Origin of the sequence: Paraburkholderia sp. CNPSo 3272, assembly GCF_024206495.1 — a bacterium.
Taxonomy (GTDB): Bacteria; Pseudomonadota; Gammaproteobacteria; order Burkholderiales; family Burkholderiaceae; genus Paraburkholderia.
The window spans coordinates 152923-178226 of the sequence record NZ_JAMBPQ010000007.1 but is presented as its reverse complement, the minus strand read 5'-3'; the positions used below and the strand labels follow the sequence as shown (position 1 = coordinate 178226).

The following is a 25304-nucleotide window of genomic DNA, read 5'->3' as shown; positions in this document are numbered from 1 at the left end:
GAACTTTTTTGTTGCGGGCGTACCACGTTCGACCAGCAGCAGTGAAAGGGGCGGACTTTTTTTATCGTCGGAGGGGAACGATATGGCAAAATGCCAACGCACAAAGTTAGACACTGCTCGAAGTCTACACAACGCAAAGCGTTCCCCACAACTTGCCAATGTTATACTTCGAGCAATGTATGACTTGTCTTCGTCACATGGCTCGCAGTAAACCTGCGGTAATCTCAATTTCGAGAGGAGAAATATGAATAAACTTTCAAAGCTCGCGTTCATTGCAGCTACCGCAGTTGTGGCTGCATCCGCTCAGGCACAATCGGTGCCGGCGTCGCGACAAGCCGTCAATGACAACTGGGTGAATGGCACCGGCGAATACGTGTGGATGAACGGCACGAACGAGCTTTGCTGGCGCGATGCATTCTGGACGCCGGCCACCGCCAACGCCAAGTGCGACGGCGCCCTGGTCGCCCAGGCACCGCAGCCGCCGGTCGCTCCGCCGCCGCCGGCCATCACCAGCCAGAAGATCACGTACCAGGCTGACGCCCTGTTCGACTTCGACAAGGCCATCCTGAAGCCGGCTGGCAAGGAAAAGCTGGACGACCTGGCAAGCAAGATCCAGGCTCTGAACCTCGAAGTCGTCGTCGCGACGGGCTACACCGACCGTATCGGCTCGGTTGCCTACAACGACCGCCTGTCGCTGCGCCGTGCGCAAGCCGTCAAGTCGTACCTGGTCAGCAAGGGCGTTCCGGCAGAGCGTATCTACACGGAAGGCAAGGGCAAGCGCAACCCGGTTACGACGGGCTGCAACCAGAAGAACCGCAAGGCTCTCATCGCCTGCCTCGCACCGGACCGTCGCGTGGAAGTCGAAGTCGTCGGCACGCAAAAGCAGTAATCGCGAGCTCTCGACCGCAAGTCTCAAAAGCCCCGCTTCGGCGGGGCTTTTTTTATCGCCCGTTTATCCTTCTTTCATTTCGCCTGTCTCCGCGCGGCGTCATCGTTGCGGAAAGCCTGAGGGCAAGGTGCGGCATTTTGCTGCCCTGTGCACCCGCCTGTATACTCGGGGCTTATTCTTTCCGACCCGCACCGCGCTTCAGGCCGCCACGACATGACGAATGCCGATCCCCACGAGCTGCAAAAATTCAGCGATCTCGCTCATCGCTGGTGGGACCCGAATGCCGAATTCAAGCCGCTGCACGAACTCAACCCCATTCGCCTGGGCTGGATAGACAGCCATGCGCATCTATCGTCCAAGCGTGTCCTCGACATCGGCTGCGGTGGCGGCATCCTCTCCGAATCGATGGCGGGGCTTGGCGCGACCGTAAAAGGCATCGACCTGTCGCGCGAGGCGCTCGGCGTGGCCGACCTGCATAGCCTCGAGAGCGGCGTGACGGTGGACTACGAGCTGATCGCGGCCGAAGCGATCGCCGCGCGCGAACCTGCATCGTTCGACGTCGTGACCTGCATGGAAATGCTCGAACACGTGCCGCAGCCCGCCGAGGTCGTGAAGGCCTGCGCGACGCTCGTGAAGCCTGGCGGCTGGGTATTCTTTTCGACGCTCAATCGCAACGTGAAGTCGTATCTTCTCGCCGTGATCGGCGCGGAATACATCGCCCAGATGCTGCCCAAGGGCACGCACGACTACGCGCGCTTCATCCGCCCCTCGGAGCTTGCCGCGTTCGTGCGCGACGCCGGCATGCACGTCGCCGAGATCAAAGGCATCACGTATAACCCGCTCACGCGGCACTTCGCGCTTTCGAACGACTCCAGCGTCAATTACATGATCGCCTGCCGGCGCGGCGCCTGACGGCGTTAGCGCGAGCGGTGCCGCCGGTTTCCCCTGCTCCGGCGGCACTTCCTGCACACCGGCGCGCCGCGCCATCGCTTCCAGACATGAACTCACCCACGAACGCCCAACCTGCCGCAGACAGCGCTGCAGCGCTTGCCGCATGCGACGCCGTGCTGTTCGACTTCGACGGCACGCTCGCCGATACGGCCCCCGACCTCGCCGCCGCCGTCAACCAGATGCGCCACGCGCGCGGCCTCGCGCCCACGCCGCTCGAGAAGCTGCGTCCGCTCGCATCGGCGGGCGCGCGCGGCCTGATTGGCGGCGCGTTCGGGATCGGCCCCGACGATCGCAAGTTCGCCGCAATGCGTGAGGAGTTCCTCGCCAACTATGAGGCGAATCTACGCATCGAGACGGCGCTCTTCGCGGGCATCGATGCGGTGCTCGACGACCTCGACGCCCGCGGCGTGCGCTGGGGCATCGTGACCAACAAGGTCGCCCGTCTCACCGAGCCGCTCGTGAAGCTGATGCACCTGGACACGCGCGCAAGCTGCGTGGTGAGCGGCGACACGACGCCCTATTCCAAGCCGCATCCGGCGCCCTTGCTGCACGCGGCCGAGGCGCTCGACATTGCGCCGCAGCGCGTGGTCTATGTCGGCGACGATCTGCGCGACGTGCAGGCGGGCGCCGCGGCGGGCATGGCGACGATCGCCGCCGCCTACGGCTACTGCGGCAACGACGTACCGCCCTCGCAGTGGAACGCGCAATATGTCGCCGCCACCACGGCGACGCTGTTCGCCCTGCTTCAGCACATCGGCAAGCCGGCCTGAGGCGACGTAAAAGCGGCTTTTGATCGCGAAGAGTCCCGTGCGTCCTTGAACCCGGCGCGGTTCGCCTCATATGGCGAACTATGGGATAATGTTTTTTCCTCTGGGGCCGACCTGGTTTCGACAGGGGTTATGAAGTAATCAGGGCATGCCGAGGACCCGTCACCTCGTTAATCAATGGGAAAAACGTAACTGCAAACGACGATACGTTCGCACTGGCAGCCTAAGGGCCGCCGTCCTCTGCCTGGCTCACTGACGGGCTAGCGTCGCAAGACCGGTAGCAATACCGCCAGAGGTCATTTACGTCAGTTAAGCCTTGGTGGCGTCACGACGCCAAGGTCGAAAATCTAGTGAATCGCCGTAGCGCAGCGTGTTCGTCCGCGTCGCTGCGGTTAAATCAAATGACAGAACTACGCATGTAGAACTGGTTATGGACTGCTTCTGGACGCGGGTTCGATTCCCGCCGGCTCCACCAGATATCTCCTTTCGTCCACGACGAACGGACTCGAGCCCCGGCGCCGCAAGGCGGTCGGGGCTTTTTGCTTGCCACGGTCCTTACGCTCACCATCCCGCCAAAGCGCATACAAAAAACTCGCGACAGCCCCTTCGGGCCTCGCGAGTTTTTTCTTCATGCCACCGGCGGCGCTACTTTCGCGCGCGCCTCCAGATCGTCAATTGTCCTGCGGGCACTGCAGATTACAGCCGTTCTGATCACCCAGATCGCCACGCTTGCGGGCGGCAGTGGGCTTGCCATGTTGATACTTGGCCGACGGCGCCGAAGCCGCGAACTGCATCTGTGGGTGCTCGTTGAACTTGAACTGATCGCTCAGAATGCCACCAGGCACGCCCGGCGAGTTCTGCGCAAACGCAACGTTGAATGTAGCCAACAACGCTGCCGCCGTAGCGGCAGCAGCACCAACTTTGAGGACAAATTTCATGGTCGATCGGCGCGGCGGGCGCGCATCTGAAACGTGAGAGCGGATACAAACTGAAAGTATCACAAAAAGCGCCCCAGTCTGCAGCGTAGTCTGGCGAATCCGTTGCCTTCTATTACAACGCCTGCGCATCGCCCTCACGCGTCCCGCCCCATGCCGCTTCGAGTTCCACTACGTCGCCGCACGACGCCGGATCGTATCCCTCCAATTGCGCAACGGACGCACGGAACCCTGCGCCGCGCAGCAGACCCAGTACGGTCGCCAGCGGCTCGTGCGTGAGATGCCCGCGATCGCACGCGAAATAGTAGTCTTCGTCGGCAATTTCAATGAAATCAAGCCCGAAGTGATGCGCAGCCGGCGCGACGCCGAAGCCCACGTCGGCCATCCCGCTCGCCACGAACGCGGCGATGGCCGAATGCGTGAGCTCCGACGACGCGTAGCCGTTCACGCGCTCGGGATCGACGCCAATGCGCGTGAGCAGCAGATCGATCAGCAGGCGCGTGCCCGAGCCCGGCTGCCGGTTCACGAAGCGGATATCGCCGCGCGCGAGGTCGGCGAGACCCGTGACCTGCTTCGGGTTGCCGCGACCGACAAAGAGTCCCTGCTTGCGCTGCGTGAGATGGATGAGCACGTGCCGCTGTGGATCGAGCCAGCTGCGGTAGGCGTTGGCACAAGCGGCCCGAAAATCGCCGCGCGGGAGGTGAAAACCCGCGAGATCGCATTCACCGCGCGCAAGCGCCGTGATCGCATCCACGCTGTCGCGGTATTTGATCTCCACGGGCACCTGGTCGGCCACCAACGCCGTCACGAGCGCCGCCACCGCGTAACCGTGCGAAGCATGGATGCGCAGATCTTGCGCATCGGGCGCGAGCCAGCGGTTCAGGTCGCTCGCCACTTCACTAGCCAGCGCCTCGAGGTTGCCCTGCAGCCGCTCCCCGCACAGGCGCTGCGAGCGCAGCACGGCCTCGCCCAGTTCGGAGAGCACGGAGCCGCGGCCACGCGCTTTCGCGATCAACGCGCCCCCCAGGCGCTCCTCCACTTCACGCAAAACGCCCCACGCATGGCGATAGGACAAACCCTTACGCTGCGCCGCCTGCGCAATGCTTCCTTCTTCGGCGACGAGCGCAAGCAACGGCACAACGTCCGTCAGGCTTGCCTCGCGGCCTTCCGCGTCGCGCACGACTAGCTGTGCCTGGCACTCGACCTTGATCATTATGAAATTTTCCTTCCTATTGCGTCTGCCTTTCCACGGGCCTATTGTTCGGTCAGACCACAAGACAACCGCAGCATAGATGCACACTTTATGAATAACAAGTGCATATATGCCCAGGAGAAGCCCCATGATGGACGAGACAACTGTTAGCGCGCCGGACGATCTCGTCCTGCGTCACGCGCAACCAGGCCGCACGCTGCTTGCGATCCTGCATGCGATCCAGGACGAAGTCGGCTTCGTGCCGCCGGCCACGGTCGTGCCGCTCTCGAAGGCGCTGAATCTTTCGCGCGCCGAGGTCCACGGCGTGATCACCTACTATCACCATTTCCGCACTGCGCCGCCCGCGCCGGTCACGGTCCAGCTGTGCCGCGCCGAGGCCTGCCGCAGCATGGGCAGCGAGGCGCTCGCGCAGCACGTCGAGGCGCATACCGGCTGCCGGTTCGGACAGCACGGCCACGACGGCGAACATGCGCACACGCATGAAGGCCCGGTCGCGCTGGAGTCCGTCTATTGCCTCGGCCAATGTGCGCTCTCGCCCGCCATGATGATTAACGGCACGTTGCACGCAAAAGTGACCCCGCAGAAGTTCGACAAACTCTACGCTGCCGCGCTCGCGACCGTTCGCACCGAGGAGGCCGCATGACACGCATCTACGTTCCTCGTGACTCCTCCGCCCTCGCGCTCGGCGCGGACGCCATCGCCGAAGCCATCGAACGCGAAGCCGCAGCGCGCGGCGCGAGCATCGAGCTCGTGCGCAACGGCTCGCGCGGCCTGCTCTATCTGGAACCGCTCGTCGAAGTTCAAACGCCCGACGGCCGCGTCGGCTATGCGAACGTCGAACCTGATGAAGTCGGCGCACTCTTCGACGCCGGCTTCCTGCAAGGCGGCCAGCACGCACGCAGCGTCGGCCTCGTCGAACAGATCCCGTATCTGCGCAAGCAGCAGCGCCTCACGTTCGCCCGCATCGGTATCACCGACCCGCTCTCCACCGACGACTACGCCGCCCACGGCGGCCTCGAAGGATTGCGCAATGCGTTGAAGATGACCGGCGCCGCTATCTGCGAAGCGCTCGTCGAGTCGGGCCTGCGTGGCCGCGGCGGCGCGGCGTTCCCGGCGGGCATCAAGTGGCGCACGGTCGCCAATGCGCAAGCCGACCAGAAGTACATCGTCTGCAATGCCGACGAAGGCGACTCTGGCACGTTCTCCGACCGCCTCGTCATGGAAAGCGATCCGTACGTGCTGATCGAGGGCATGACGATCGCGGGCATCGCGGTGGGCGCGACCGTGGGCCATATCTACGTGCGCAGCGAGTATCCGCATTCGATCGAAGCGCTCGAAGAAGCCATCCGCCGTGCACGCGCTGCCGGCTGGCTCGGCGACGACGTGCTCGGCAGCGGCAAGCGCTTCGAACTGTTCGTGGCCAAGGGTGCGGGCGCTTACGTATGCGGCGAGGAAACGGCGCTGCTCGAGTCGCTCGAGGGCAAGCGCGGCATCGTGCGCGCCAAGCCGCCGCTGCCCGCGCTCGCCGGCCTCTACGGCAAGCCCACGGTCATCAACAACGTCATCACGCTCGCCACGGTGCCCATCATCTTTGCCAAGGGCGCGGCGTACTACAAGGACTTCGGCATGGGCCGCTCGCGCGGCACGCTGCCGTTCCAGCTCGCGGGCAACATCGCGCGCGGTGGGCTCGTGGAACTTGCGTTCGGCGTGACGTTGCGCGAGCTGATGGTCGACTACGGCGGCGGCACCGCCAGCGGCCGTCCGGCACGCGCCGTGCAGGTGGGCGGCCCGCTCGGCACCTATCTGCCGGAGAGCCAGTGGGACATTCCCATGGACTACGAAGCGTATGCGGCGGTTGGCGCGGTCGTAGGTCACGGCGGCCTCGTCGTGCACGACGACACGTCGAACCTCGCCGAACTCGCCCAGTACGCCATGGAGTTCTGCACGCTCGAATCGTGCGGCAAGTGCACGCCGTGCCGCATCGGCTCGACGCGCGGCGTCGAGGTGATCGCGAAGATCCGCAAGGGCGACACGTCCGAAAAGCAGGTCACCCTGCTGCGCGACCTGTGCGACACGATGGTGTCCGGCTCGCTATGCGCGATGGGCGGCATGACGCCCTACCCCGTGATCTCCGCACTCAACCATTTCCCTGAAGATTTCGGTCTCGAACCCGTCGCCCAACACGCAGGCCAACAACCGGCGGCCGCCTGAACGAGGAACCACCATGTCCGACACGCTCATGTCCCAAGCCGGTGGTTGCGGTTCCGGCAACTGCGCCTGCAAGTCCCAGGCAAAGAAGCAACGCTCTGCGTTCGACGATACCGATTTCGGCACGCCGCTCGTCCACGCCGACGTGGACGTCACGCTCGAAATCGACGGCCAGTCCGTCACGGTGCCGGCCGGCACGTCGGTGATGCGCGCCTCCGTCGAGGCCGGCATCAACGTGCCCAAACTCTGCGCCACCGACTCGCTCGAACCGTTCGGTTCGTGCCGCCTGTGTCTCGTGGAAATCGAAGGCCGCCGCGGCTATCCCGCTTCGTGCACGACACCCGTCGAAGCGGGCATGAAGGTGCGCACGCAAAGCAACCAGTTGCAGAAGCTGCGCCGCAACGTGATGGAGCTGTACATCTCCGATCACCCGCTCGACTGCCTCACCTGCCCCGCCAATGGCGACTGCGAACTGCAGGACATGGCCGGCGTGACGGGCCTGCGCGAAGTGCGCTACGGCTTTGACGGCGCGAATCACCTGAAAGAGACGAAGGACGAATCGAATCCGTACTTCACGTACGACCCGTCGAAGTGCATCGTCTGCAATCGTTGCGTGCGCGCGTGTGAAGAGACGCAAGGCACGTTCGCGCTGACCATCGCGGGTCGCGGCTTCGCATCGCGCGTAGCCGCCGGCGCGAGCGAATCGTTCATGGACTCGGAATGCGTGTCGTGCGGCGCCTGCGTGGCCGCCTGCCCGACCGCCACGCTGCAGGAAAAGACTGTGGTGATGCTGGGCCAGGCCGAGCACTCGGTCGTGACGACCTGCGCCTATTGCGGCGTGGGCTGCTCGTTCAAGGCCGAGATGAAGGGCAATGAAGTCGTGCGCATGGTGCCGCACAAGAACGGCCAGGCGAACGAAGGCCACGCCTGCGTGAAAGGCCGCTTCGCGTGGGGCTACGCGACGCACAAGGACCGCATCAAGAAGCCGATGATCCGCGCGAAGATCACCGATCCGTGGCGCGAAGTGAGCTGGGAAGAAGCGATCAACTACGCCGCGAGCGAGTTCCGCCGCATCCAGGCGAAGCACGGGCGCGATTCGATCGGCGGCATCACGTCGTCGCGCTGTACGAACGAGGAAACGTACCTCGTGCAGAAGCTCGTGCGCGCCGCGTTCGGCAACAACAACGTCGATACCTGCGCGCGCGTTTGCCACTCGCCGACGGGCTACGGTCTCAAGACCACGCTCGGCGAATCGGCGGGTACGCAGACCTTCGCTTCGGTCGATCACTCCGACGTGATCATCGTGATCGGCGCGAACCCCACCGACGGCCACCCTGTGTTCGGCTCGCGCCTGAAGCGCCGCGTGCGTCAGGGCGCGAAGCTGATCGTCGTCGATCCGCGCCGCATCGACATCGTCGACACCGCCCACGTGAAGGCCGAATATCACCTGCAACTGCGCCCGGGCACCAACGTCGCGATGATCAACTCGATCGCGCACGTAATCGTCACCGAAGGGCTCGTCAACGAAGCGTTCGTGGCCGAGCGCTGCGAAACACGCGCGTTCGAGCAATGGCGCGATTTCGTCTCGCTGCCGGAAAACTCGCCCGAAGCGATGGCCGAAGTGACCGGCGTGCCGGCCGAGCAGGTGCGCGCCGCCGCGCGCCTCTACGCGCAGCAAGGCAATTCGGCGATCTACTACGGCCTCGGCGTGACGGAACACGCACAAGGCTCGACGATGGTGATGGGCATCGCCAACCTCGCGATGGCCACGGGCAACATCGGCCGCGAAGGCGTGGGCGTGAATCCGCTGCGCGGCCAGAACAACGTGCAGGGTTCGTGCGACATGGGTTCGTTCCCGCACGAGCTGCCGGGCTATCGTCACGTGGGCGATTCGACCGTGCGCGGCGAGTTCGAGGCGGCCTGGAACGTCGCGCTGCAAAGCGAGCCGGGCCTGCGCATTCCGAACATGTTCGAAGCGGCGCTCGACGGCACCTTCATGGGCCTCTACTGCCAGGGCGAGGACATCGTTCAGTCCGACCCGAACACGCAGCACGTGGCGGCGGCGCTTTCGTCGATGGAATGCATCGTCGTGCAGGACATCTTCCTGAACGAAACGGCGAAGTACGCGCACGTGCTGCTGCCGGGCTCGTCGTTCCTCGAAAAGGACGGCACGTTCACCAACGCCGAACGCCGCATCTCGCGCGTGCGCAAGGTCATGCCGCCGATTGCCGGCTACGCGGACTGGGAAGCGACGATCCTGCTCTCGCGTGCGCTCGGCTACGAGATGGACTACACGCATCCGTCGCAGATCATGGACGAGATCGCGCGCCTGACGCCCACGTTCCACGGCGTCTCGTACAAGAAGCTCGACGAGTTGGGCAGCATCCAGTGGCCGTGCAACGAAGAAGCGCCCGAAGGCACGCCGATCATGCACATCGACGAGTTCGTGCGCGGCAAGGGCAAGTTCGTCATCACGAAGTTCATCGCCTCGCCGGAGAAGGTCACGCGGCGCTTCCCGCTCCTGCTCACGACGGGCCGCATCCTCTCGCAGTACAACGTGGGCGCGCAAACCCGCCGCACCGAGAACTCGCGCTGGCACGAGGAGGACCGCCTCGAGATCCACCCGGTGGACGCCGAAGACCGCGGCATCCGCGACGGCGACTGGGTGGGCATCGAATCGCGCGCGGGCCATACAGTGCTGCGCGCGCAAGTCAGCACGCGCATGCAGCCGGGCGTGGTCTATACGACGTTCCACTTCCCCGAGTCGGGCGCGAACGTCATCACCACGGATGCCTCGGACTGGGCCACGAACTGCCCCGAGTACAAGGTGACGGCCGTGCAGGTCAGCCACGTGCAGCAGCCCTCGGAGTGGCAGCGCGAATACTCGCGCTTCAATACGATCCAGCTCGAGCTGCTGAGCCAGCGCGAACCGCTTACAACCTCAGGGAAATAAGGCGATGAAAGCGGATCACTTGATCGAAATGGCGAACCAGATAGGCATGTTCTTCGACTCGCTGCCCGATCGCGAGGAAGCGCTCACCGGAATCGCGGAGCACATCCGCAAGTTCTGGGAGCCGCGCATGCGCCGCACGCTGCTCGCGGCGCTCGATGGCGAAGGCGAGCAAGCGGGCTTCACGGAGATCGTGCTCGCCTCGCTCACGAAGCATCGCGAGGCGCTGATGCCCGCGGCGGCTTGAGCCGGCCAGCGGCCCGTCGCACGAGACGCACGGCGCCGCGCGGTTCAGACCGGCGGCGCCTGTCCAAAGCCCGCAGCTGCGTACCACGTCTCGCAGTGGCGCAGCAGCGCATTGAGGTCCGACGCGGGACGCCCCCGCGCGCCGATATAGCCGTCGGGCCGCACCAGATAATACGCGGGCCGCGTGCGCCCGTACGCTTCGCTTAGCGAGGCCGCGCCCTCGCCCGCCAGCGGCGTCTCGCCGTTGGCGAGATCGGCGATCCACCAGATCCGCAGCGCCTGCGGAAACAGCCGCTCGACGGCTTCGGCAAATCGCTTGAGCGCGGCGCTCACTTCTGCGCCGTTTTTCGCCGCTGCAGCGTCGGCGTCGCCCTCCACTAGCAGGAACAACGAAAAGCACGCCGGATCGTGGAGATCGAAGATGCGCCCCTTGCCCGGCGCCTTGCCTAGCGGACCGTCCACCACGCGCACGAAGGCGTCCGGGGCGCGCTCGCCCGCGCGGGGGCCGCCGTCCAGCACGCGCTCGAGCGTGAGCGGGCTGCGGCGATACTGGATCGACAGCTCGCTCACCGCCTGGCGCGCCGCGTCGCGCAGCGGCCCGAGCGCGACGAGCGCCGGCATCACGCGCTCGCGCAGCAGCTTGAGCGGGCCGTGATCGGCCTCCACGAGTTGCGTCATGAAGCTCGTCTGCTGCAGCACGAGCCGCTCGATCGGATAACGCTCCGCGTGATAGGTGTCGAGCAGGCGCTCGGGCGCGCCGCGCGCGTGCACGCGGGCGATCTTCCAACCCAGATTGAAGGCTTCCTGGATGCCGGTGTTCAAGCCCTGCGCGCCTGCGGGGCTGTGCACGTGCGCGGCGTCGCCGGCAAAGAAGGTGCGCTCGACGCGCAACTGCCGCACCATGCGGCTGTTCACGCTGAAGTACGAAGCCCAGCTCATGTCCGAGACGGACACCGGATGGTGCACGCGCTGCAGGATGATGTCGCGGCATTCTTCCAGCGTGGGCACGGGGATCGTGCCTTCGGGCGCGGCGGGCAGCATGGCCTTGTGATCGGCGATCAGGCGGTACCGGCCGTGGCCGAACGGAAAGAGCGCGGCGAGACCGTCGCCCGAGGCGAAGATGTGGAACTCGTCGTCGGACCAGGGCGTGCTCGCGCTCAGGTCGGCGAGCAGGAACGACTGCGCCATCGTCTCGCCGTCGAACTTCATGTCGAGGCGATGGCGCACGGTACTGTGCGCGCCGTCGGCGGCGATCACGTAAGCGCAGCGTACCGACTCGACGCGGCCGTCCGGCCGGCGCACTTCCGCGCTCGCGCCGGCCGACCCCTGGGTGTACTCCAGCAGTTCGCAGCCGCGCTCGATCTCCACGCCGAGCGTCGCGAGATGCTCGCCGAGGATACGTTCGGTAACCGTCTGCTCAATGAAGAGCAGATAGGGATAGCGCGTGAAGAGCGGATCGAAGTCGAGCCGCGCGCGGCGCTGGCCGTTCGAATAGAGATTCGCGATATGCGCGCGGTGGCCGAGTTCGAGAAACGGCTCGACGATGCGATGCTGCTCGAACAGTTCGAGTGTGCGCGCCTGAATGCCGATCGCCCGCGAGTGGCGTCCGGGCTGCGGCGCGCGATCGATCAGACGCACGGGGATATGCGCGCGCGCAAGACTCATCGCGGCGGCGAGCCCGGTGGGTCCCGCACCCACGATGAGCACGGGTGCGAGAGAAGAAGCCACGGCCATGCAGACCTCCATGCGCTCGACACGATACGTAGTGTATCGCCCGCGCCGGGACCGGTCGCGCGGCAGCGCATCAAATGCGGTCTGAATGGCGCGAGAAGTCGCTGCGCGTCTTGCCGCGCTTCAGTGCGCGTGCGGATGCCCGTGCGCTGGCGTGTGCCTGCGCGCGCCGTCCGGCATCTCCAGCGCGCAGCGGTGCACGCTCGTGCCGAGATCCACTTGCAACGTCACGTGCCGCATGCCGAAACGGACCTGGAGCGACTCGACCATATGATCGAGCGCGGCGTCGCCGGGGTGCCCCGCCGGCATCACGAGGTGCGCGCTCAACGCACAGCCCGTGGTCGAAAGCGCCCAGACGTGCAGGTCATGCACGTCGACGACCCCCTCCTGCTGCGCGAGGAAGCCGCGCACGCGCACGATGTCGACGTTCTCGGGCACGGCCGCGAGGGCAAGCCGCACCGACTCGCGCAGCAACCCCCAGGTGCCGTACACGATCACGAGCACCACTGCGATCGACATGACCGGATCGATCCAGCTCCACCCTGTCGCGAAGATCAGCAGGCCGCTCACGGCCACGGCGGCGGAAACGCCGGCGTCGGCGGCCATGTGCAGGAAGGCGCCGCGAATGTTCAGGTCGTCCTTTTGCCCGCGCATGAACAGCCACGCCGAAAAGCCGTTGACCACCATGCCGATGGTCGCCACGACGAAAACGTCGAAGCCCGCGACCGGCGCCGGATTGAACAACCGGCCAAGCGCCTGCGCGAGGATCGCGCCGCACGCGAGCAGGAGCAGCGCAGCGTTGGCGAGCGAGGCGAGTATCGACGAGCTGCCGAACCCGAACGTGAAGCGCGCCGACGGACGGCGTGTTGCGAGCCACGCGGCGCCCCACGCGAGCAGCAGGCCGAGCACGTCGGAGAGATTGTGGCCGGCGTCGGCGAGCAGCGCGGTCGAATGCGCGAGCACGCCGTACACCGCCTGTACGACGACGATGAAGACGTTTAGCGCGACGGCGATGGCGAACGCGCGGCCGTGGCCCGCGACGCTCGCGTGATGATGGTGATGGTGGCCGTGCGCGTGACCGTGCCCGTGCGGCGCGTGGGCGTCGTGCGCATGGTCGTGGGCGTGATCATGCGCGTGGCCGTGGTCGCGCTTCCCGGCGCCTCCGTCATGCGCGGGTTCGTGATCCGCTGCGCTCATGCGCCCTCCTGCCACTGCGCCGAAGGCTCGGCCACGTGTTCCAGCATGCCGGCGATCATCGCGCTGATATGCGCATCCGCGGCCGTGTAGAACACCTGCTTGCCCTCGCGTTCGGCGCGCACGACGCGCGCGGCGCGCAAAAGCCGCAGATGGTGACTCACGAGCGACGGGGACAGACCGAGCGTGTCGGCAATCGTCCCCACGGCGATCCGGTCCTGAACACAGGCGAGGACGATACGCAGGCGCGTGGCGTCGCCGAGCAGACGGAAGAGGTCGGCGAGCGGAACGACCCGCTCGTCGTCGGAAATTGGGGTCATGTATATATGCGATATATATGAACAAGTGTTCATATGTTAGTTCAGCAACGGATGCAGGTCAACTTTCGGTCAACATTCGGCCAACTTCGGGAAGGGGTCCGCGAGTGTGGGAAAATGCCGCCTTTGCGTCTCGATCGTTTTGCTTCTTCAGTCATGGAACAGCTTTTTGTCCGCGCCTACGCCGCACATCGCGACGGCCGGCTGGACGACGCCGAGCGCGACTACCGCGCGACGCTCGCCGCCGATCCCGTGCACGTCGATGCGCTGCATCTGCTCGGCGTGCTGCGGCATCAGCGAGGCCAGCACGCCGAGGCCGCGGACCTCGTGCGTCGCGCGGTCGCCTTGCGCCCTGACGACGCCGCGCTCCAGCTGAACCTCGGCAACGCGCTCAAGGCGCTCGGCGAACTGGAAGGCGCGATCGAGCGCTTTCGCAACGCGCTCACGCTCGCGCCCGCCTTCGCCCTCGCGCATTACAACCTCGGCAACGCCTATGCGGCGATTGGCCGGCACGAGGACGCGATGTACGCGTTCGGCCAGGCCGTGCGCCTGCAGCCCGGCGACGCCTCGTCGCACAACAATCTCGGCAACGCGCTGCACGCGCTCGGCCGCCATGCCGAAGCCGCCGACTCGTTTCGCCGAGCGCTCAAGATCCGTCCGGGCCACGCAGGGGCGCACAACAACCTCGGCATGTCGCTCAACGCGCTCGGCGACAGCGCGGGCGCGGTCGAACAGTTCCAGAAGGCGCTGCGCGTGCAGCCGCGCTTCGTCGCCGCGCACTTCAATCTGGCGAATACGCTCGATGCGACCGGCCATCATGGCGAGGCCGTGGCCGCCTTCGAAACGGCGCTTGCGCTGCAGCCGCATTTCGCGCCGGCCCTCTTCGGGCTCGGCAATGCGCTTGCCGCGCTCGGCCGCCACGACGAAGCCATCGGACCCTACGAGCGTTCAATCGGATTCGATCCGAAATTTGCCCTCGCCTGGCTCGCGCTCGGCGCGGCGCATCACGCGCTCGGCCGGCACGCGGCCGCCCTGCGCGCCTTCGACGAAGCGCTGCGCGTGCGGCCCGATCTGGCCGCCGCGCATTTGAATCGCGCGCTCACGTGGCTCACGCTCGGCGACTTCCGGCGTGGACTGCCCGAGTACGAATGGCGGCTCGACCCGGCCGCACGCGACGAGGCGCACGCCAACGCACCTCGAGGCGCTGGCTACGCCCCGCCCCCGCAGATGAGTGCACCGAGTGCGCCACGACCGCCGCAAAGCGCGCTGCCGCGCTGGCACGGCGAGCCCCTGAACGGCCGCACGCTGCTGATCGAGGCGGAACAGGGTTTCGGTGACACGCTTCAATTCGTGCGCTTCGTGCCGCAAGTCGTGGCAACCGCGCAGAAAACCGGCGCGCGCGTCGTGCTCGAAGTGCAGCGCGCGCTCGCGCCGCTCATCGCGCCCGCGGCCGAAGCCTGGCGCGTCACGCTCGTCGAGCAGGGCGCGCCGCGGCCGGCCGCCGACCTGCACTGCCCGCTCCTCTCGCTGCCGCTCGCGCTCGGCACGAGCATCGACACACTGCCAGCGCGCACGCCCTACCTCAACGCGAGCACTGCCTACAGGCGCAAGTGGCGCGGCTCGCTGGGCGGCCAGGCGCGCCGCAAAATTGGCCTCGCATGGTCCGGACGCATCCAGAAGCACGAGAATCGTGCGATTGCGCTCGCCGCGCTCGAACCGCTTTTCGCGCTCGACGGTATCGACTGGATCGTCCTGCAGCCCGAACTCAGCGCCGCTGAACACGCGGCGCTCGACGCGCATCCGCGAGCGCGTTCGATCCACCGGCTGGGCCGCAAGCTGCACGACTTCGCGGATACCGCGGCCGTGATCGAACGCCTGGACGGCGTCGTGTCGATCGATACCTCGATCGCCCACCTCGCGGGCGCGCTGGGCGCGAAGCTTTGGGTCATGCTGCCGTTCGCCGCGGACTGGCGCTGGTTTGCGGGCACCGACGAAAGCCCCTGGTACCCGCGCGCGCGACTCGTGCGTCAGCCGCGCCCGCATGCGTGGGCGGACGTCGTGGAAACGGTCGCGCGCGAGTTGCGCGACGCGTAAGGGCACAATAAAAACGGGGCGCCTGAGCGCCCCGTTGCATTCGCCGCGAGATTGCCGGATCGATCAAGCCGCCTTGTACTGATTGCGCGCTTCCGGCGTGCGATAGAGCACGAGCGTCGCGATCAGGCCGCACACGCCCGCGACGCCCATCCACGCACCCGGCGCCGCCTTGTTGCCGCTCACGTGGATGAGGTAGGTCGAGATCGCCGGCGTGAAACCGCCGATCGTCGTCGCGAGGCTGTAGGCGAGCGAGAAGCCGGCGGTGCGCACGTCGGCGGGCATGACTTCGGTGAGCGCCACGACCATCGCGCCGTTGTAGCAGGCGTAGAGGAACGACAGCCACAACTCGACCGTGAGCAGGCGGCCGAACGACGGTTCCGCCACGAGCCACTGCACCGTGGGATAGGCGGTGAGGATCGTGAGCACGGTGAAGGTGAGCAGCATCGGGCGGCGGCCCACACGGTCCGAAACCGCGCCGGAAACCGGCAGCCAGAAGAGGTTGGACAAGCCGATGCAGACCGTCACGATCAGCGTGTCGATCTCGTTCAACCTGAGCACTTCCTTGCCGAAGGTCGGCGTGTAGGCGGTGATGAGGTAGAACGACACGGTGGTCATGATGACCATGCCCATGCCGGCGATCACGATGCCCCAGTTCTGCACCATCGACGCCATGATTTCGCCCATCGACGGACGATGCTTCCTCTTCGCGAACTCCTCCGTTTCCTGGAGCGAGCGGCGAATGATGAAGAGGAACGGCACGATGAGGCAGCCGATCAGGAACGGCACGCGCCAGCCCCAATTCGTCATGTGCTCGACGGGCAGCAGGCGATGCAGCAGCACGCCCAGCAGCGCGGCAAACACCACGGCGACTTGCTGGCTGCCCGACTGCCACGAGACGTAGAAGCCCTTGTTGCCCTTGGTCGCGATTTCGGAGAGATAGACCGAGACGCCGCCCAGTTCCACGCCCGCCGAGAAGCCCTGCAGCAGACGCCCCAACAGCACGAGCGCCGGTGCAAGTATGCCGATGGTCGCGTAACCCGGCACGACGGCGACGGCGAGCGTACCGAACGCCATCAGGCCGAGCGTGAGCATGAGGCCCTTGCGGCGGCCGTGATGGTCGATGTACGCGCCGAGGATGATTGCGCCGAGCGGGCGCACGAGGAAGCCTGCGCCGAACACGGACAGCGTGAGCATCAGCGAAGCGAACGGATTGTCACTCGGGAAGTAGGTCCGGGCGATCGCCGAAGCGTAGTAGCCGTAGACCATGAAATCGTACATTTCCAGGAAGTTGCCGCTGACGACGCGGAAAACGGTCCGGAATTTAGATTCGCTTGGGGATGCGTGGGACGCGGTAGACATGACACTCTCTGAAGAGACTGTCCGGGAAGCCTAAGCGGCTCGCGGGACAGTGGAAAACAATCACTCGCGGTAAAGCGAGGGTCGCGCGGGCGCGCGCGCGGGCATTTAGTGTGCGTTACGCGCCGGGCCTCAGATATTCGGGGATTTCCTTAAAAGAGGCTAGCAAAAAGCATCAATGTGCGCCATTTCTTCCATTTTTATTACGCTATAAATTCATTATTCTTTCATGGTGGGCAAGCCCGCCGCGAGCGTCTTCGAATGGGGCAAAATACCTTGCAGCAGGGCTCGGCGCGCGGCCCCCGACGCGCGCCCTGATCCAGACGCCCCCACGTCCGCCATCCGCATGACCGAAATCCCAGCCCTCACGCTGCGTCCGGCCACCGTCGCCGATGCTCCCGTGCTCGCCGCCATGCACGCCGCAAGCTGGCAGGCCACGTATCGCGCGCTGCTGCCCGCCGCGTTTCTCGAACGCGAAGTCGACGCCGAGCGCGCGGCTTACTGGCGCGCGCGCATGGAGGCGCCAGGCGGCGAACGGCGGCTCGTGCTGATCGCCGAGCTTGCATCGGGTGCGGCCGTGGGCTTCGTATGCGTCGAACGCCAGCCGGGCTCCCCTTGGGGCGTGCTGCTCGACAATCTCCATGCGCTGCCGGCACATCAAGGCACCGGCGTCGGCAAGCGGCTCATGCGCGCGGCGCAGGACTGGGCGCGCGCCCAGGGCGAGACGCAGCTCTATCTGTACGTGCTCGACGGCAATACTCCCGCCATTGCGTTCTACGAGCGCCAGGGCTGGACCTATTCGGGCTCGGAGCCCGACCGCATGGGCGGCATCGACATCACGGCACTGCGTTACGTCTACCGGCTCGACGAGCTCGGAATCAGGTAGGACTCCGAGGAAGAAGACCGAAATAGAAAAGCCGCGCGCAGGTTGCGCGCGGCCAGGATGGGATTGCTGTGATGCGTTGTGACCGCTCGCGGTTCGCAATCAGAAGCGGGTTTCGCGCGCGGTTCGCAAGAAGTTATCGAGCAGCGGCGTACAGTCGAGCAGTTCGGGGCCGCCCGCGCGATGAAACTCCGGGTGCCACTGCACGCCCACGACGAACGGCGAGCGCCGGTAACGCACCGCTTCGATGAGCCCATCGCCGGCCGAAACGGCCTCGACAGTCAGATCGCGTCCGAGATTCCTCACGGCCTGATGGTGAATCGAGTTGACGATCGCCTCGCGCCGCCCGGGGAACATGGTCGCGAACGTCGAGCCCTGCGGGAACGTGACCGCGTGCCGATGCTGGTCGTAATGCTCGCTCACGTGCACCCCGGCCGTCGGCACGTCGCTCGCGATGTCCTGATAAAGCGTGCCGCCGAACGCCACGTTGATGAGCTGGCAGCCGCGGCACACGCCCAGCACCGGCTTGCCCGATTCGACGAACTCATGCAGCAGTTCGAGTTCGTACATGTCGCGCACGCGGTCGCCCGGCCATTCGGGGCGCGGCGAGACTTCCGCATACGTCTGCGGCGAGACGTCGGCGCCGCCCTGAAGCAGCAAGCCGTCGAGATGCTTCGCGTAATCGCGCAGGCGGATATTGCTCGGGTGCAGCATCCCCTGGTGCCCGACCGTCGGGATCATGAACACGATGACGTCCCGGGACATCACCCAGTGTGCGATCGATTCCTCCAGGTATTGCAGCGTCTTGCCGCGCAGCCCTTGTGCGCCCGGCTCCGGGTGGAAGATCCGGGCCGAGACGCCGATGCGCAGCGTGCGCTGCGTGATGCGCTGACCGGCGCGGTCGAACATTTGCCGCGCACGCGCCGCGACGATGCGGCCGAACACGGCCCAGGCCGAATCGCTCGCGCGCAGATAACGCGGCGGTTCCGGCGGAATGGCGCCGGGCGGCGGCGGGTGATGCGCAGTGAAGTCGGGCGCCTGGCCGAAGCCGGCCGGCGCGGCGCCAGGACGTTGCGGCGCAGCGGAGGTTGCCGCCTCGCCCGTGCTCGCCGGTTCGGTAGGCCGGGCCGGCGCGGGCGCAGCCTTGCCGGCCTCGGCGGTTTCGCTGATCGGAATACTCGGCGTGGTGCCCGCCGGCGCCTCTTTCGGCAATTCGCCGGGCGTGGAAGCCGCTGCCGCCCCAGCGCTGGGCGTCACGGTCGAAGCGCTTTCAGGCGCATCGGTCGAAGCGCGTTGCGCGGCTTGCCCGGAGGGTGAACCGGACGCAGAAGCGGGGGGCGATGCAGAAGGAGAGCCAGCGGAGGGGCCGGGAGAGCCGGCGGGAAGAGAGGACGAGGGCGCGGGGGCGCCGGCAGGACCGGCATCAGCAGGACGGCGTGCGCCGTCAGGGACCTCGGGGTGGTCTGATTTGTTATCGCTCATGACGTGGGGTCAGGCGCGCGACGCGCGAACGAATGAACAGGCTTCGATTATCCGTCGCACGGCACGCCGCCGCCACCCCCGCACACAATTGCTCACATCCCGTCACGTCACGCGCGCCCCGAACACGCCGGGGTCAGGCATCCGGCCGCTCGTCGAAGGTCTCGCGCAACGCAATCTGCATCGACGCGTGGATCCTCACGCACCAGCGCCACAGCAGCATGGTCAGCGCCGCCGCACCCACCAGCACGCCGACGAGGAAGCCCGTGGGCGGCAGGATCGTCCCCGAAAGCGCCGCCACGAGCAGGAACACGCCGAACATCGAGACCACGGGCACCAGTTCGGCAATCACATGACGAATCGCACGCGTAAAGCGCCCTGCCTTCTCCGGCTGCACGCTCACTTCGGCGAGCAACAGCGCGAGCGACTGCGTCTTGCGCCACACCGCCACGAGAAACGGCATCGCGAGCACGAGCGCCGCGCTCCACAGCACGACACGCTGAATGCGCTCGTCGCCGATCCAGTGCGCCAGCAACGGCGACGCGTAGCGCGCGCCATACGAAACGCCGATGAAGATCGCCGAGACGAGCGCGAGATTCACGGCAATCTGCACGACGATGCGCTTCGTGAGCGAAAAGATCGTGGGCCCGTTCGAGCGCGGCACGAGGCAGCGCAGCCACTGGCTGTACATGCCGAACACGTTCGAGACGGCGGGCGGCATGGCGCGCGCGAGGCGCTGCGAGAGCGGATCGGCGATGCGGATGAGGTAAGGCGTGGTGAGCGTCGTGATGGCCGAGACGGTCACGGCGATCGGATAGAGAAACCCGCTCGTCACCTTCAGCGTGAGTCCGAGCGAGGCGATGATGAACGAGAACTCGCCGATCTGCGAGACGGTCATGCCCACGCGCATGGCGGTGCGCCCGTCGCGGCCCGCGAGAAAGGTGCCGAGGCCGCACGACACGAGCTTGCCGAGCACCACCGCAATCGAGATCACGGCGATCGGCCAGGCATAATCGACCAGCACGAGCGGGTTGAGCATGAGCCCGATCGTCACGAAGAAGATGGCGGAGAACGCGTCGCGCAGCGGCGCGACGAGATGCTCGATGCGATGCAGATGGCGCGACTCGGCCATGACCGCGCCGATCAGGAACGCACCGAGCGCGATCGAATAGTCGAGCTTCACGACGAGCAGGCAAAAGCCGAAGCAAAAGCCCAGCACCGAGACGAGCAGCATCTCGTCGTTGCCCACGCGCGCGATATAGCCGAGCACGCGCGGCACGATCAGGATGCCCGCGAGCAGCGAGACCAGCATGAAGAGCAGCAGCTTGCCGAGCGTGACGAGCGCGATGCCCGGCGAGAGCTCGCCCGTCTGCGCAATGCCGCCCAGCAGCACGAGCATGGCGATGCCGAGAATGTCCTCGACGATCAGGATGCCGAACACGAGCTGTGCGAACGGCTCGCGCTTCACGCCGAGATCGGAGAGCGCCTTGACGATGATGGTGGTCGAAGAGATAGCGAGAATCGCGCCGAGGAACAGCGAATCCATCGTGGCCCAGCCGAATGCGCGGCCGATCTCGTAGCCGATCCACAGCATCAGCACGATCTCCGAGAGCGCCGCGACGATGGCGGTCGCGCCCACCTGGAAGAGTTTGCGCAGGCTGAATTCGAGGCCGAGCGAGAACATCAGGAACACCACGCCGAGCTCGCCGAGCGTCTGGATGGTCTGCTCGTCGTGAATGAGCTGGAACGGCGGCGTGTACGGCCCGATGATCACGCCCGCCGCGATATAGCCGAGCACGACCGGCTGCTTCAGGCGATGAAACAGCACGGTGACGACGCCTGCCAGCGCCATCACGACTGCCAGATCCTGAATGAAGCCGATTCCGTGATGCATGAAGGTCGTTCCTTACAAATAGCTATCGAGTCTGAGCATGTTACCCGATGCACGGCGTGAGCCAAATCGCACGCATGGAAAAAAGCCGACCTACAATGATGCGACCCTTGCGGGCGCCGCCCACCGTCGGCGCCCTTCGCCGGCGGCCCCCCGCCGGCTTCGCTGAACTTCGCGCAGCGCGCCGCCGCGCATCGACCGAGTCTTCCGCCGCCATGACCACCGCTTTTAGCCCGTTCCCTCCCCTCGCCCAGCTCGCGGCCGATCTCGCCGCGGGCCGCACGACGAGCCGCGCGCTCGCCGAAGCCGCGCTCGAGCGCATCGCCGACCCGGCCGGCCAGGGCGCGACCGTCTTCACGCACGTCGATGCCGGGCGCGTGCGCGCCGCTGCCGACGCGCACGACCGCCTGCGCGCGGCCGGCACCGTGCTTTCGCCGCTCGCGGGCATCCCCGTCTCTGTGAAGGATCTGTTCGACGTGGCGGGCGAAGTCACGCGCGCGGGCTCCACGGCGCTAGCCACTGCGGCGCCCGCCAAAGAGGACGCCATTGCCGTCGCGCGGTTGCGCCATGCGGGCGCGGTGCTGGTCGGCCGCACCAACATGAGCGAATTTGCGTTCTCGGGGCTCGGCCTGAATCCGCACTACGGCACGCCGCTCTCGCCCTGGCGCCGCGGCGTGGCAGGCGATGCGCGCGTGGCGGGCGGCTCGTCCTCGGGCGCGGCGGCCTCGGTCGCGGACGGCATGGCCGCCGTCGCGCTCGGCACCGACACCGGCGGCTCCATCCGCATTCCCGCCGCGTTCTGCGGCCTCACGGGCTTCAAGCCCACCGCCGAGCGCATTCCGAAAACAGGCGGCGTGCCGCTGTCCCCCACGCTCGACTCGTTTGGCCCGATCGGCAACACGGTGGCGTGCTGCGCGCTCACGGACCGCGTGCTCGCCGGGCTCGCGCCGCACGTGCCGGCCGCGCGCCACCTCGAAGGCGTGCGCCTCGGCGTGCTCACCAACTATGTGACCGACGGCGTGGACCCCGAAGTCGCGGAGACGATCGATACGGCGCTCAAGCATCTGGATGCGGCCGGCGCGATCGTGAGCGAAGTCCGCTTCGCGGCCTTCGAGCGCTTCGCGGAAATCAACCGCATTGGCTTTTCTCCGATGGAAGCGTATGCGTGGCATCGCGAGCTGATTGCGAAGCATCGGGACCAGTACGACCCGCGCGTACTGGTGCGCATCCTGAAGGGCGAGCACGCGACGGCCACCGACTATCTGGACCTGATCGCCGCGCGCGCGTCGGTCATGGCCGAGGCCCAGGCCTCGCTCTGGTCGCGCTTCGACGCCGTGATCGCGCCGACCGTCCCCATCGCGCCGCCTCCCGTCGCCCCGCTTGCCGCCGACGACGATGTCTTCGCACGCACTAACGCGCTCGCGCTGCGCAACCCGAGCGCATTCAACTTCCTCGATGCCTGCGCGCTCTCGCTGCCATGCCACCACTATGGCGCAGCGCCAGTCGGGCTGATGCTCGCCGCCGCGCCTGACAACGACGACGCGCTGCTCGCCATTGGCCGCGGCGTCGAGGCCGTGCTCGCGCCGCTGCGCTGATTTGAGCGGGAATCGCTGGAGCACCCCCTGCGCGCGGGCAAGACACGTCCGCGCCGCGCGCACCCTTCGCGCTAGAATCCCGTCACGCCGTCGCAGCCGCCTGTGCGCTGCGCCAGATAACCCGAACGAACGAGCCTCATGAACGACGATAACGCGCTGTTGCGCCGCGAGCGCGGCCTGCTGGTCCTCCTTGGCCTGATCTGCCTCGCGCTCCTGGGCGGCGCCCTGTATTTCCAGTATGTCGAACATCAGGACCCGTGCCCGCTGTGTATCCTGGGGCGTTATTTCCTGATCCTGATCGCGGTCTTCGCCTTTCTCGGCGCGCGTATGACGAGCTGGCGAGGCGTGCGCGTGCTCGAAGCGCTAGTGGTCCTTTCCGCGGCAGGCGGCGCGATTGCGTCCGCGAAGCTCGTCTGGGTGCAGGCGTTCCCCAACTACAGCTGCGGTTTCGACACGCTGCAGCCCATCGTCGATGGCCTGCCGTTCGCGCACTGGCTGCCCGGCGTCTTCAAGGTCCAAGGCCTTTGCGAAACCACCTATCCGCCGACGCTCGGCCTGACCATGCCGGTGTGGTCGCTGCTCGCCTTCGTCATCGTGTTCCTGACCGTGATCCTGAGCTTGTGGCGCAACCGGCGCCGCCAGGTGTCGTGGCCCGGCATCCGCCGCTGACCGGCTAAAGGCAGCACCGCGCCTTTTCAGCCTCCGCCGGCTCTTCTAGCGCTTGCGCGCCCAGCCATCGGGCGGCGCGCACGCCAGCCCGAATCGAGCGTCGGCTTCGCACGGCAGCATCGAATCACGCAGGTCTTCCGCACCCTCCCCTCCCTCCGAGCGCGATCGCCGCACCCAATCGCCTTGCGCCGCCAGGCGCGCTGTGACGGCGTCATGACCCAAGTCACATAACCCCCATCTAGCGGGGGAAATACTTTCCTGCGGCAAGCGGTGCTATCTTCGGAACTGGATGGCGATCTACGTGCGCGAGGCCGGTGTTGGCGCGCCCCTCTCGTAACGCGCGCCTGATCCGCAATGTCCCCGGGTTCACCATGACAACGCAAACCATCCGCTTCCTCCACCGAGGCGCCGTGCACGAAGTGCGCGACCTGCCCCCCACCCGCACGGTGCTTCAGCACCTGCGCGAGGATCTGCACGCCTGCGGCACCAAGGAAGGCTGTGCGGAAGGCGACTGCGGCGCGTGCACGGTCGTCGTGGGCGAACTCGACAGCGAAGGCCATCTCGCGCTCAAGGCCGTCAACGCCTGCATCCAGTTCCTGCCGACCCTCGACGGCCGCGCGCTCTATACCGTCGAAGACCTGCGCCAGCCGGACGGCGCACTGCACCCGGTCCAGCAAGCGATGGTCGATTGCCACGGCTCGCAGTGCGGTTTCTGCACGCCGGGCTTCGTCATGTCCTTGTGGGCGCTTTACGAGAACCAGCCTGCCGGCGCGGGCCTGCCGAGCCGCGAGGAAATCAACGAGGCGCTCTCGGGCAACCTGTGCCGCTGCACCGGCTACCGGCCGATCATCGAAGCGGCGCTGCGCATGTTCGACGAAACCTGCCATGCGCGCGTGGCGCTCGATCGCGCTCGCGTCGAGGCGCAACTGCGCGCGCTGCAGCGCACCGGCACCTTCGAATATCGCGGCCCCGACGTGCGAGGCGCCGCGCACGGCGAAAGTACGTTCTACGCGCCGCGCACGCTCGCAGACTTCGCGACGCTGCGTGCCGCGCATCCCGACGCGCGCGTGCTCGCGGGCAGCACCGATATCGGCCTGTGGGTCACGAAGCAGTTCCGCGGCCTTGGCGACCTCATTTACACCGGCAACGTCGCGGAACTGGCGAGCGTTTCGCGCGACGCCCAGACGCTCACGATCGGCGCAGCCGTCTCGCTCGAAGATGCCTACGCCGCGCTCGCCATCGATTACCCCGAACTCGCGGAGCTGTGGGCTCGCTTCGCCTCGCTGCCCATTCGCAACGCGGGCACGCTCGGCGGCAATGTCGCGAACGGCTCGCCGATCGGCGACTCGATGCCCGCGCTGCTCGCGCTCGACGCCACGCTCGTGCTGCGCCGTGCGGGGCGCGTGCGCACGCTGCCGCTTGCGGCCTTCTACACGGGCTATCAGAAGAACGCGCTCGAAGCGGGCGAATTCGTCGAAGCGGTCCGCGTGCCCCGCCCCGCGCCGACGCTGCGCTTTCGCACCTACAAGGTCTCGAAGCGCTACGACCAGGATATCTCTGCGGTGTGCGCGGCGTTTGCACTCGACGTGCGCGAGGACGGCACACTCGCGAGCGCACGTATCGCCTACGGCGGCATGGCCGCGATTCCGCAGCGCGCTGCGCTTGCCGAAGCTGCGCTCACGGACGCACGCTGGGACGAAGCCGGCGCGCAGCGCGCGATGGAGGCGCTCGCCACCGACTATCAGCCGCTCACGGACATGCGCGCGAGCGGCGCCTATCGCATGAAAGTCGCGCGCAATCTGCTGTGGCGCTGCTGGCTCGAAACACGCGACGAGGCCCCGCTCGCGCTGTGCGACGTCAACGCGTTCGCTTTCGCCGAAGGCGACGACGATGGCCTCGTGACCGCTGCCGCCGGAGTCACGCCATGAACGATCAG

General features: G+C 66.6%; 20 protein-coding genes and 1 other RNA gene. 13 read left to right on the top strand and 8 right to left on the bottom strand.

Annotated features, from left to right (window positions below):
- The first annotated feature begins 244 nt into the window (after positions 1–244).
- The 4 genes from ompA to ssrA all read left to right on the top strand — a co-directional run bounded on the left by ompA (position 245) and on the right by ssrA (position 3082).
- Positions 245–889: an outer membrane protein OmpA gene (gene ompA / locus M3I53_RS11835; protein WP_042260999.1), complete on the top strand. Its 645-nt coding sequence runs from the start codon at positions 245–247 to the stop codon at positions 887–889.
- Positions 890–1102: 213 nt separating this feature from the next.
- Positions 1103–1801: a bifunctional 2-polyprenyl-6-hydroxyphenol methylase/3-demethylubiquinol 3-O-methyltransferase UbiG gene (gene ubiG / locus M3I53_RS11830; RefSeq protein ID WP_254316113.1), complete on the top strand. Its 699-nt coding sequence runs from the start codon at positions 1103–1105 to the stop codon at positions 1799–1801.
- A gap of 86 nt (positions 1802–1887) precedes the next feature.
- On the top strand, positions 1888–2610 hold the full coding sequence (gph, locus tag M3I53_RS11825) for a phosphoglycolate phosphatase (protein ID WP_254316112.1): 723 nt from the start codon (positions 1888–1890) through the stop codon (positions 2608–2610).
- Between the two features lie 102 nt (positions 2611–2712).
- Positions 2713–3082, top strand: a transfer-messenger RNA (tmRNA) gene (gene ssrA / locus M3I53_RS11820).
- 196 nt (positions 3083–3278) lie between these two features.
- Here ssrA and M3I53_RS11815 read toward each other — a convergent pair.
- On the bottom strand, positions 3279–3545 hold the full coding sequence (locus M3I53_RS11815; protein WP_028208188.1) for a hypothetical protein: 267 nt from the start codon (positions 3543–3545) through the stop codon (positions 3279–3281).
- Between the two features lie 112 nt (positions 3546–3657).
- Complete coding sequence (locus M3I53_RS11810) at positions 3658–4755, bottom strand: substrate-binding domain-containing protein (RefSeq protein WP_254316111.1); 1098 nt, start codon at positions 4753–4755, stop codon at positions 3658–3660.
- Between the two features lie 130 nt (positions 4756–4885).
- Here M3I53_RS11810 and M3I53_RS11805 point away from each other — a divergent pair, with 130 nt between their 5' ends.
- Genes M3I53_RS11805 through M3I53_RS11790 form a run of 4 tightly spaced genes read left to right on the top strand, consistent with a single transcriptional unit; the run spans position 4886 to position 10160 of the window.
- Positions 4886–5398, top strand: a complete 513-nt coding sequence (locus M3I53_RS11805) for an NAD(P)H-dependent oxidoreductase subunit E (RefSeq protein ID WP_254316211.1) — start codon at positions 4886–4888, stop codon at positions 5396–5398.
- Positions 5395–6966, top strand: a complete 1572-nt coding sequence (locus M3I53_RS11800) for an NADH-quinone oxidoreductase subunit NuoF (RefSeq protein ID WP_254316110.1) — start codon at positions 5395–5397, stop codon at positions 6964–6966. The genes M3I53_RS11805 and M3I53_RS11800 overlap by 4 nt, the downstream gene beginning before the upstream one ends.
- A 13-nt stretch (positions 6967–6979) precedes the next feature.
- Positions 6980–9916 carry a formate dehydrogenase subunit alpha gene (fdhF, locus tag M3I53_RS11795; RefSeq protein ID WP_254316109.1) on the top strand — a complete coding sequence of 979 codons (2937 nt, stop codon included), beginning with the start codon at positions 6980–6982 and terminating at the stop codon, positions 9914–9916.
- A 4-nt stretch (positions 9917–9920) separates the two neighbouring features.
- A complete protein-coding gene (locus M3I53_RS11790) occupies positions 9921–10160 on the top strand; it encodes a formate dehydrogenase subunit delta (RefSeq protein WP_254316108.1) in 240 nt (79 codons plus the stop codon).
- Positions 10161–10204: 44 nt separating this feature from the next.
- On the opposite strand, the gene M3I53_RS11785 is transcribed toward M3I53_RS11790, so the two are convergent.
- The 3 genes from M3I53_RS11785 to M3I53_RS11775 all read right to left on the bottom strand — a co-directional run bounded on the left by M3I53_RS11785 (position 10205) and on the right by M3I53_RS11775 (position 13404).
- On the bottom strand, positions 10205–11893 hold the full coding sequence (locus M3I53_RS11785) for an FAD-dependent monooxygenase (protein WP_254316107.1): 1689 nt from the start codon (positions 11891–11893) through the stop codon (positions 10205–10207).
- Between the two features lie 120 nt (positions 11894–12013).
- A complete protein-coding gene (locus M3I53_RS11780; protein WP_254316106.1) occupies positions 12014–13087 on the bottom strand; it encodes a cation diffusion facilitator family transporter in 1074 nt (357 codons plus the stop codon).
- A complete protein-coding gene (locus M3I53_RS11775) occupies positions 13084–13404 on the bottom strand; it encodes a helix-turn-helix transcriptional regulator (protein ID WP_254316105.1) in 321 nt (106 codons plus the stop codon). Before M3I53_RS11775 ends, M3I53_RS11780 begins: the two co-directional genes overlap by 4 nt.
- A gap of 153 nt (positions 13405–13557) precedes the next feature.
- On the opposite strand from M3I53_RS11775, the gene M3I53_RS11770 reads away from it, so the two are divergent.
- Complete coding sequence (locus tag M3I53_RS11770; RefSeq protein WP_254316104.1) at positions 13558–15495, top strand: tetratricopeptide repeat protein; 1938 nt, start codon at positions 13558–13560, stop codon at positions 15493–15495.
- A 63-nt stretch (positions 15496–15558) separates the two neighbouring features.
- Here the strand turns inward: M3I53_RS11770 and M3I53_RS11765 are convergent, their stop codons facing one another.
- Positions 15559–16854: an MFS transporter gene (locus M3I53_RS11765; protein WP_254316103.1), complete on the bottom strand. Its 1296-nt coding sequence runs from the start codon at positions 16852–16854 to the stop codon at positions 15559–15561.
- A gap of 343 nt (positions 16855–17197) precedes the next feature.
- Between M3I53_RS11765 and M3I53_RS11760 the strand changes: the two genes are divergently transcribed.
- Positions 17198–17737 carry a GNAT family N-acetyltransferase gene (locus M3I53_RS11760; RefSeq protein WP_254316102.1) on the top strand — a complete coding sequence of 180 codons (540 nt, stop codon included), beginning with the start codon at positions 17198–17200 and terminating at the stop codon, positions 17735–17737.
- A gap of 99 nt (positions 17738–17836) precedes the next feature.
- On the opposite strand, the gene M3I53_RS11755 is transcribed toward M3I53_RS11760, so the two are convergent.
- Complete coding sequence (locus M3I53_RS11755) at positions 17837–19216, bottom strand: gamma-glutamyl-gamma-aminobutyrate hydrolase family protein (protein ID WP_254316101.1); 1380 nt, start codon at positions 19214–19216, stop codon at positions 17837–17839.
- Positions 19217–19349: 133 nt separating this feature from the next.
- Positions 19350–21107 carry a cation:proton antiporter gene (locus M3I53_RS11750; protein ID WP_254316100.1) on the bottom strand — a complete coding sequence of 586 codons (1758 nt, stop codon included), beginning with the start codon at positions 21105–21107 and terminating at the stop codon, positions 19350–19352.
- Between the two features lie 212 nt (positions 21108–21319).
- Between M3I53_RS11750 and M3I53_RS11745 the strand changes: the two genes are divergently transcribed.
- From M3I53_RS11745 to xdhA, 3 genes are all read left to right on the top strand, one after another.
- Complete coding sequence (locus M3I53_RS11745) at positions 21320–22699, top strand: amidase (protein WP_254316099.1); 1380 nt, start codon at positions 21320–21322, stop codon at positions 22697–22699.
- Between the two features lie 138 nt (positions 22700–22837).
- Positions 22838–23368, top strand: coding sequence for a disulfide bond formation protein B (locus M3I53_RS11740; protein WP_254316098.1), 531 nt, complete (start codon positions 22838–22840; stop codon positions 23366–23368).
- Positions 23369–23739: 371 nt separating this feature from the next.
- Positions 23740–25296: a xanthine dehydrogenase small subunit gene (xdhA, locus tag M3I53_RS11735; protein WP_254316097.1), complete on the top strand. Its 1557-nt coding sequence runs from the start codon at positions 23740–23742 to the stop codon at positions 25294–25296.
- Positions 25297–25304 lie beyond the last annotated feature (8 nt).

What these genes read in the sequence shown, in the direction of transcription:
- ompA (WP_042260999.1), top strand. Translation starts at nt 245, where the DNA reads ATGAATAAACTTTCAAAGCTCGCGTTCATTGCAGCTACCGCAGTTGTG.
- ubiG (WP_254316113.1), top strand. Translation starts at nt 1,103, where the DNA reads ATGACGAATGCCGATCCCCACGAGCTGCAAAAATTCAGCGATCTCGCT.
- gph (WP_254316112.1), top strand. Translation starts at nt 1,888, where the DNA reads ATGAACTCACCCACGAACGCCCAACCTGCCGCAGACAGCGCTGCAGCG.
- M3I53_RS11815 (WP_028208188.1), bottom strand. Translation starts at nt 3,545, where the DNA reads ATGAAATTTGTCCTCAAAGTTGGTGCTGCTGCCGCTACGGCGGCAGCG.
- M3I53_RS11810 (WP_254316111.1), bottom strand. Translation starts at nt 4,755, where the DNA reads ATGATCAAGGTCGAGTGCCAGGCACAGCTAGTCGTGCGCGACGCGGAA.
- M3I53_RS11805 (WP_254316211.1), top strand. Translation starts at nt 4,886, where the DNA reads ATGGACGAGACAACTGTTAGCGCGCCGGACGATCTCGTCCTGCGTCAC.
- M3I53_RS11800 (WP_254316110.1), top strand. Translation starts at nt 5,395, where the DNA reads ATGACACGCATCTACGTTCCTCGTGACTCCTCCGCCCTCGCGCTCGGC.
- fdhF (WP_254316109.1), top strand. Translation starts at nt 6,980, where the DNA reads ATGTCCGACACGCTCATGTCCCAAGCCGGTGGTTGCGGTTCCGGCAAC.
- M3I53_RS11790 (WP_254316108.1), top strand. Translation starts at nt 9,921, where the DNA reads ATGAAAGCGGATCACTTGATCGAAATGGCGAACCAGATAGGCATGTTC.
- M3I53_RS11785 (WP_254316107.1), bottom strand. Translation starts at nt 11,893, where the DNA reads ATGGCCGTGGCTTCTTCTCTCGCACCCGTGCTCATCGTGGGTGCGGGA.
- M3I53_RS11780 (WP_254316106.1), bottom strand. Translation starts at nt 13,087, where the DNA reads ATGAGCGCAGCGGATCACGAACCCGCGCATGACGGAGGCGCCGGGAAG.
- M3I53_RS11775 (WP_254316105.1), bottom strand. Translation starts at nt 13,404, where the DNA reads ATGACCCCAATTTCCGACGACGAGCGGGTCGTTCCGCTCGCCGACCTC.
- M3I53_RS11770 (WP_254316104.1), top strand. Translation starts at nt 13,558, where the DNA reads ATGGAACAGCTTTTTGTCCGCGCCTACGCCGCACATCGCGACGGCCGG.
- M3I53_RS11765 (WP_254316103.1), bottom strand. Translation starts at nt 16,854, where the DNA reads ATGTCTACCGCGTCCCACGCATCCCCAAGCGAATCTAAATTCCGGACC.
- M3I53_RS11760 (WP_254316102.1), top strand. Translation starts at nt 17,198, where the DNA reads ATGACCGAAATCCCAGCCCTCACGCTGCGTCCGGCCACCGTCGCCGAT.
- M3I53_RS11755 (WP_254316101.1), bottom strand. Translation starts at nt 19,216, where the DNA reads ATGAGCGATAACAAATCAGACCACCCCGAGGTCCCTGACGGCGCACGC.
- M3I53_RS11750 (WP_254316100.1), bottom strand. Translation starts at nt 21,107, where the DNA reads ATGCATCACGGAATCGGCTTCATTCAGGATCTGGCAGTCGTGATGGCG.
- M3I53_RS11745 (WP_254316099.1), top strand. Translation starts at nt 21,320, where the DNA reads ATGACCACCGCTTTTAGCCCGTTCCCTCCCCTCGCCCAGCTCGCGGCC.
- M3I53_RS11740 (WP_254316098.1), top strand. Translation starts at nt 22,838, where the DNA reads ATGAACGACGATAACGCGCTGTTGCGCCGCGAGCGCGGCCTGCTGGTC.
- xdhA (WP_254316097.1), top strand. Translation starts at nt 23,740, where the DNA reads ATGACAACGCAAACCATCCGCTTCCTCCACCGAGGCGCCGTGCACGAA.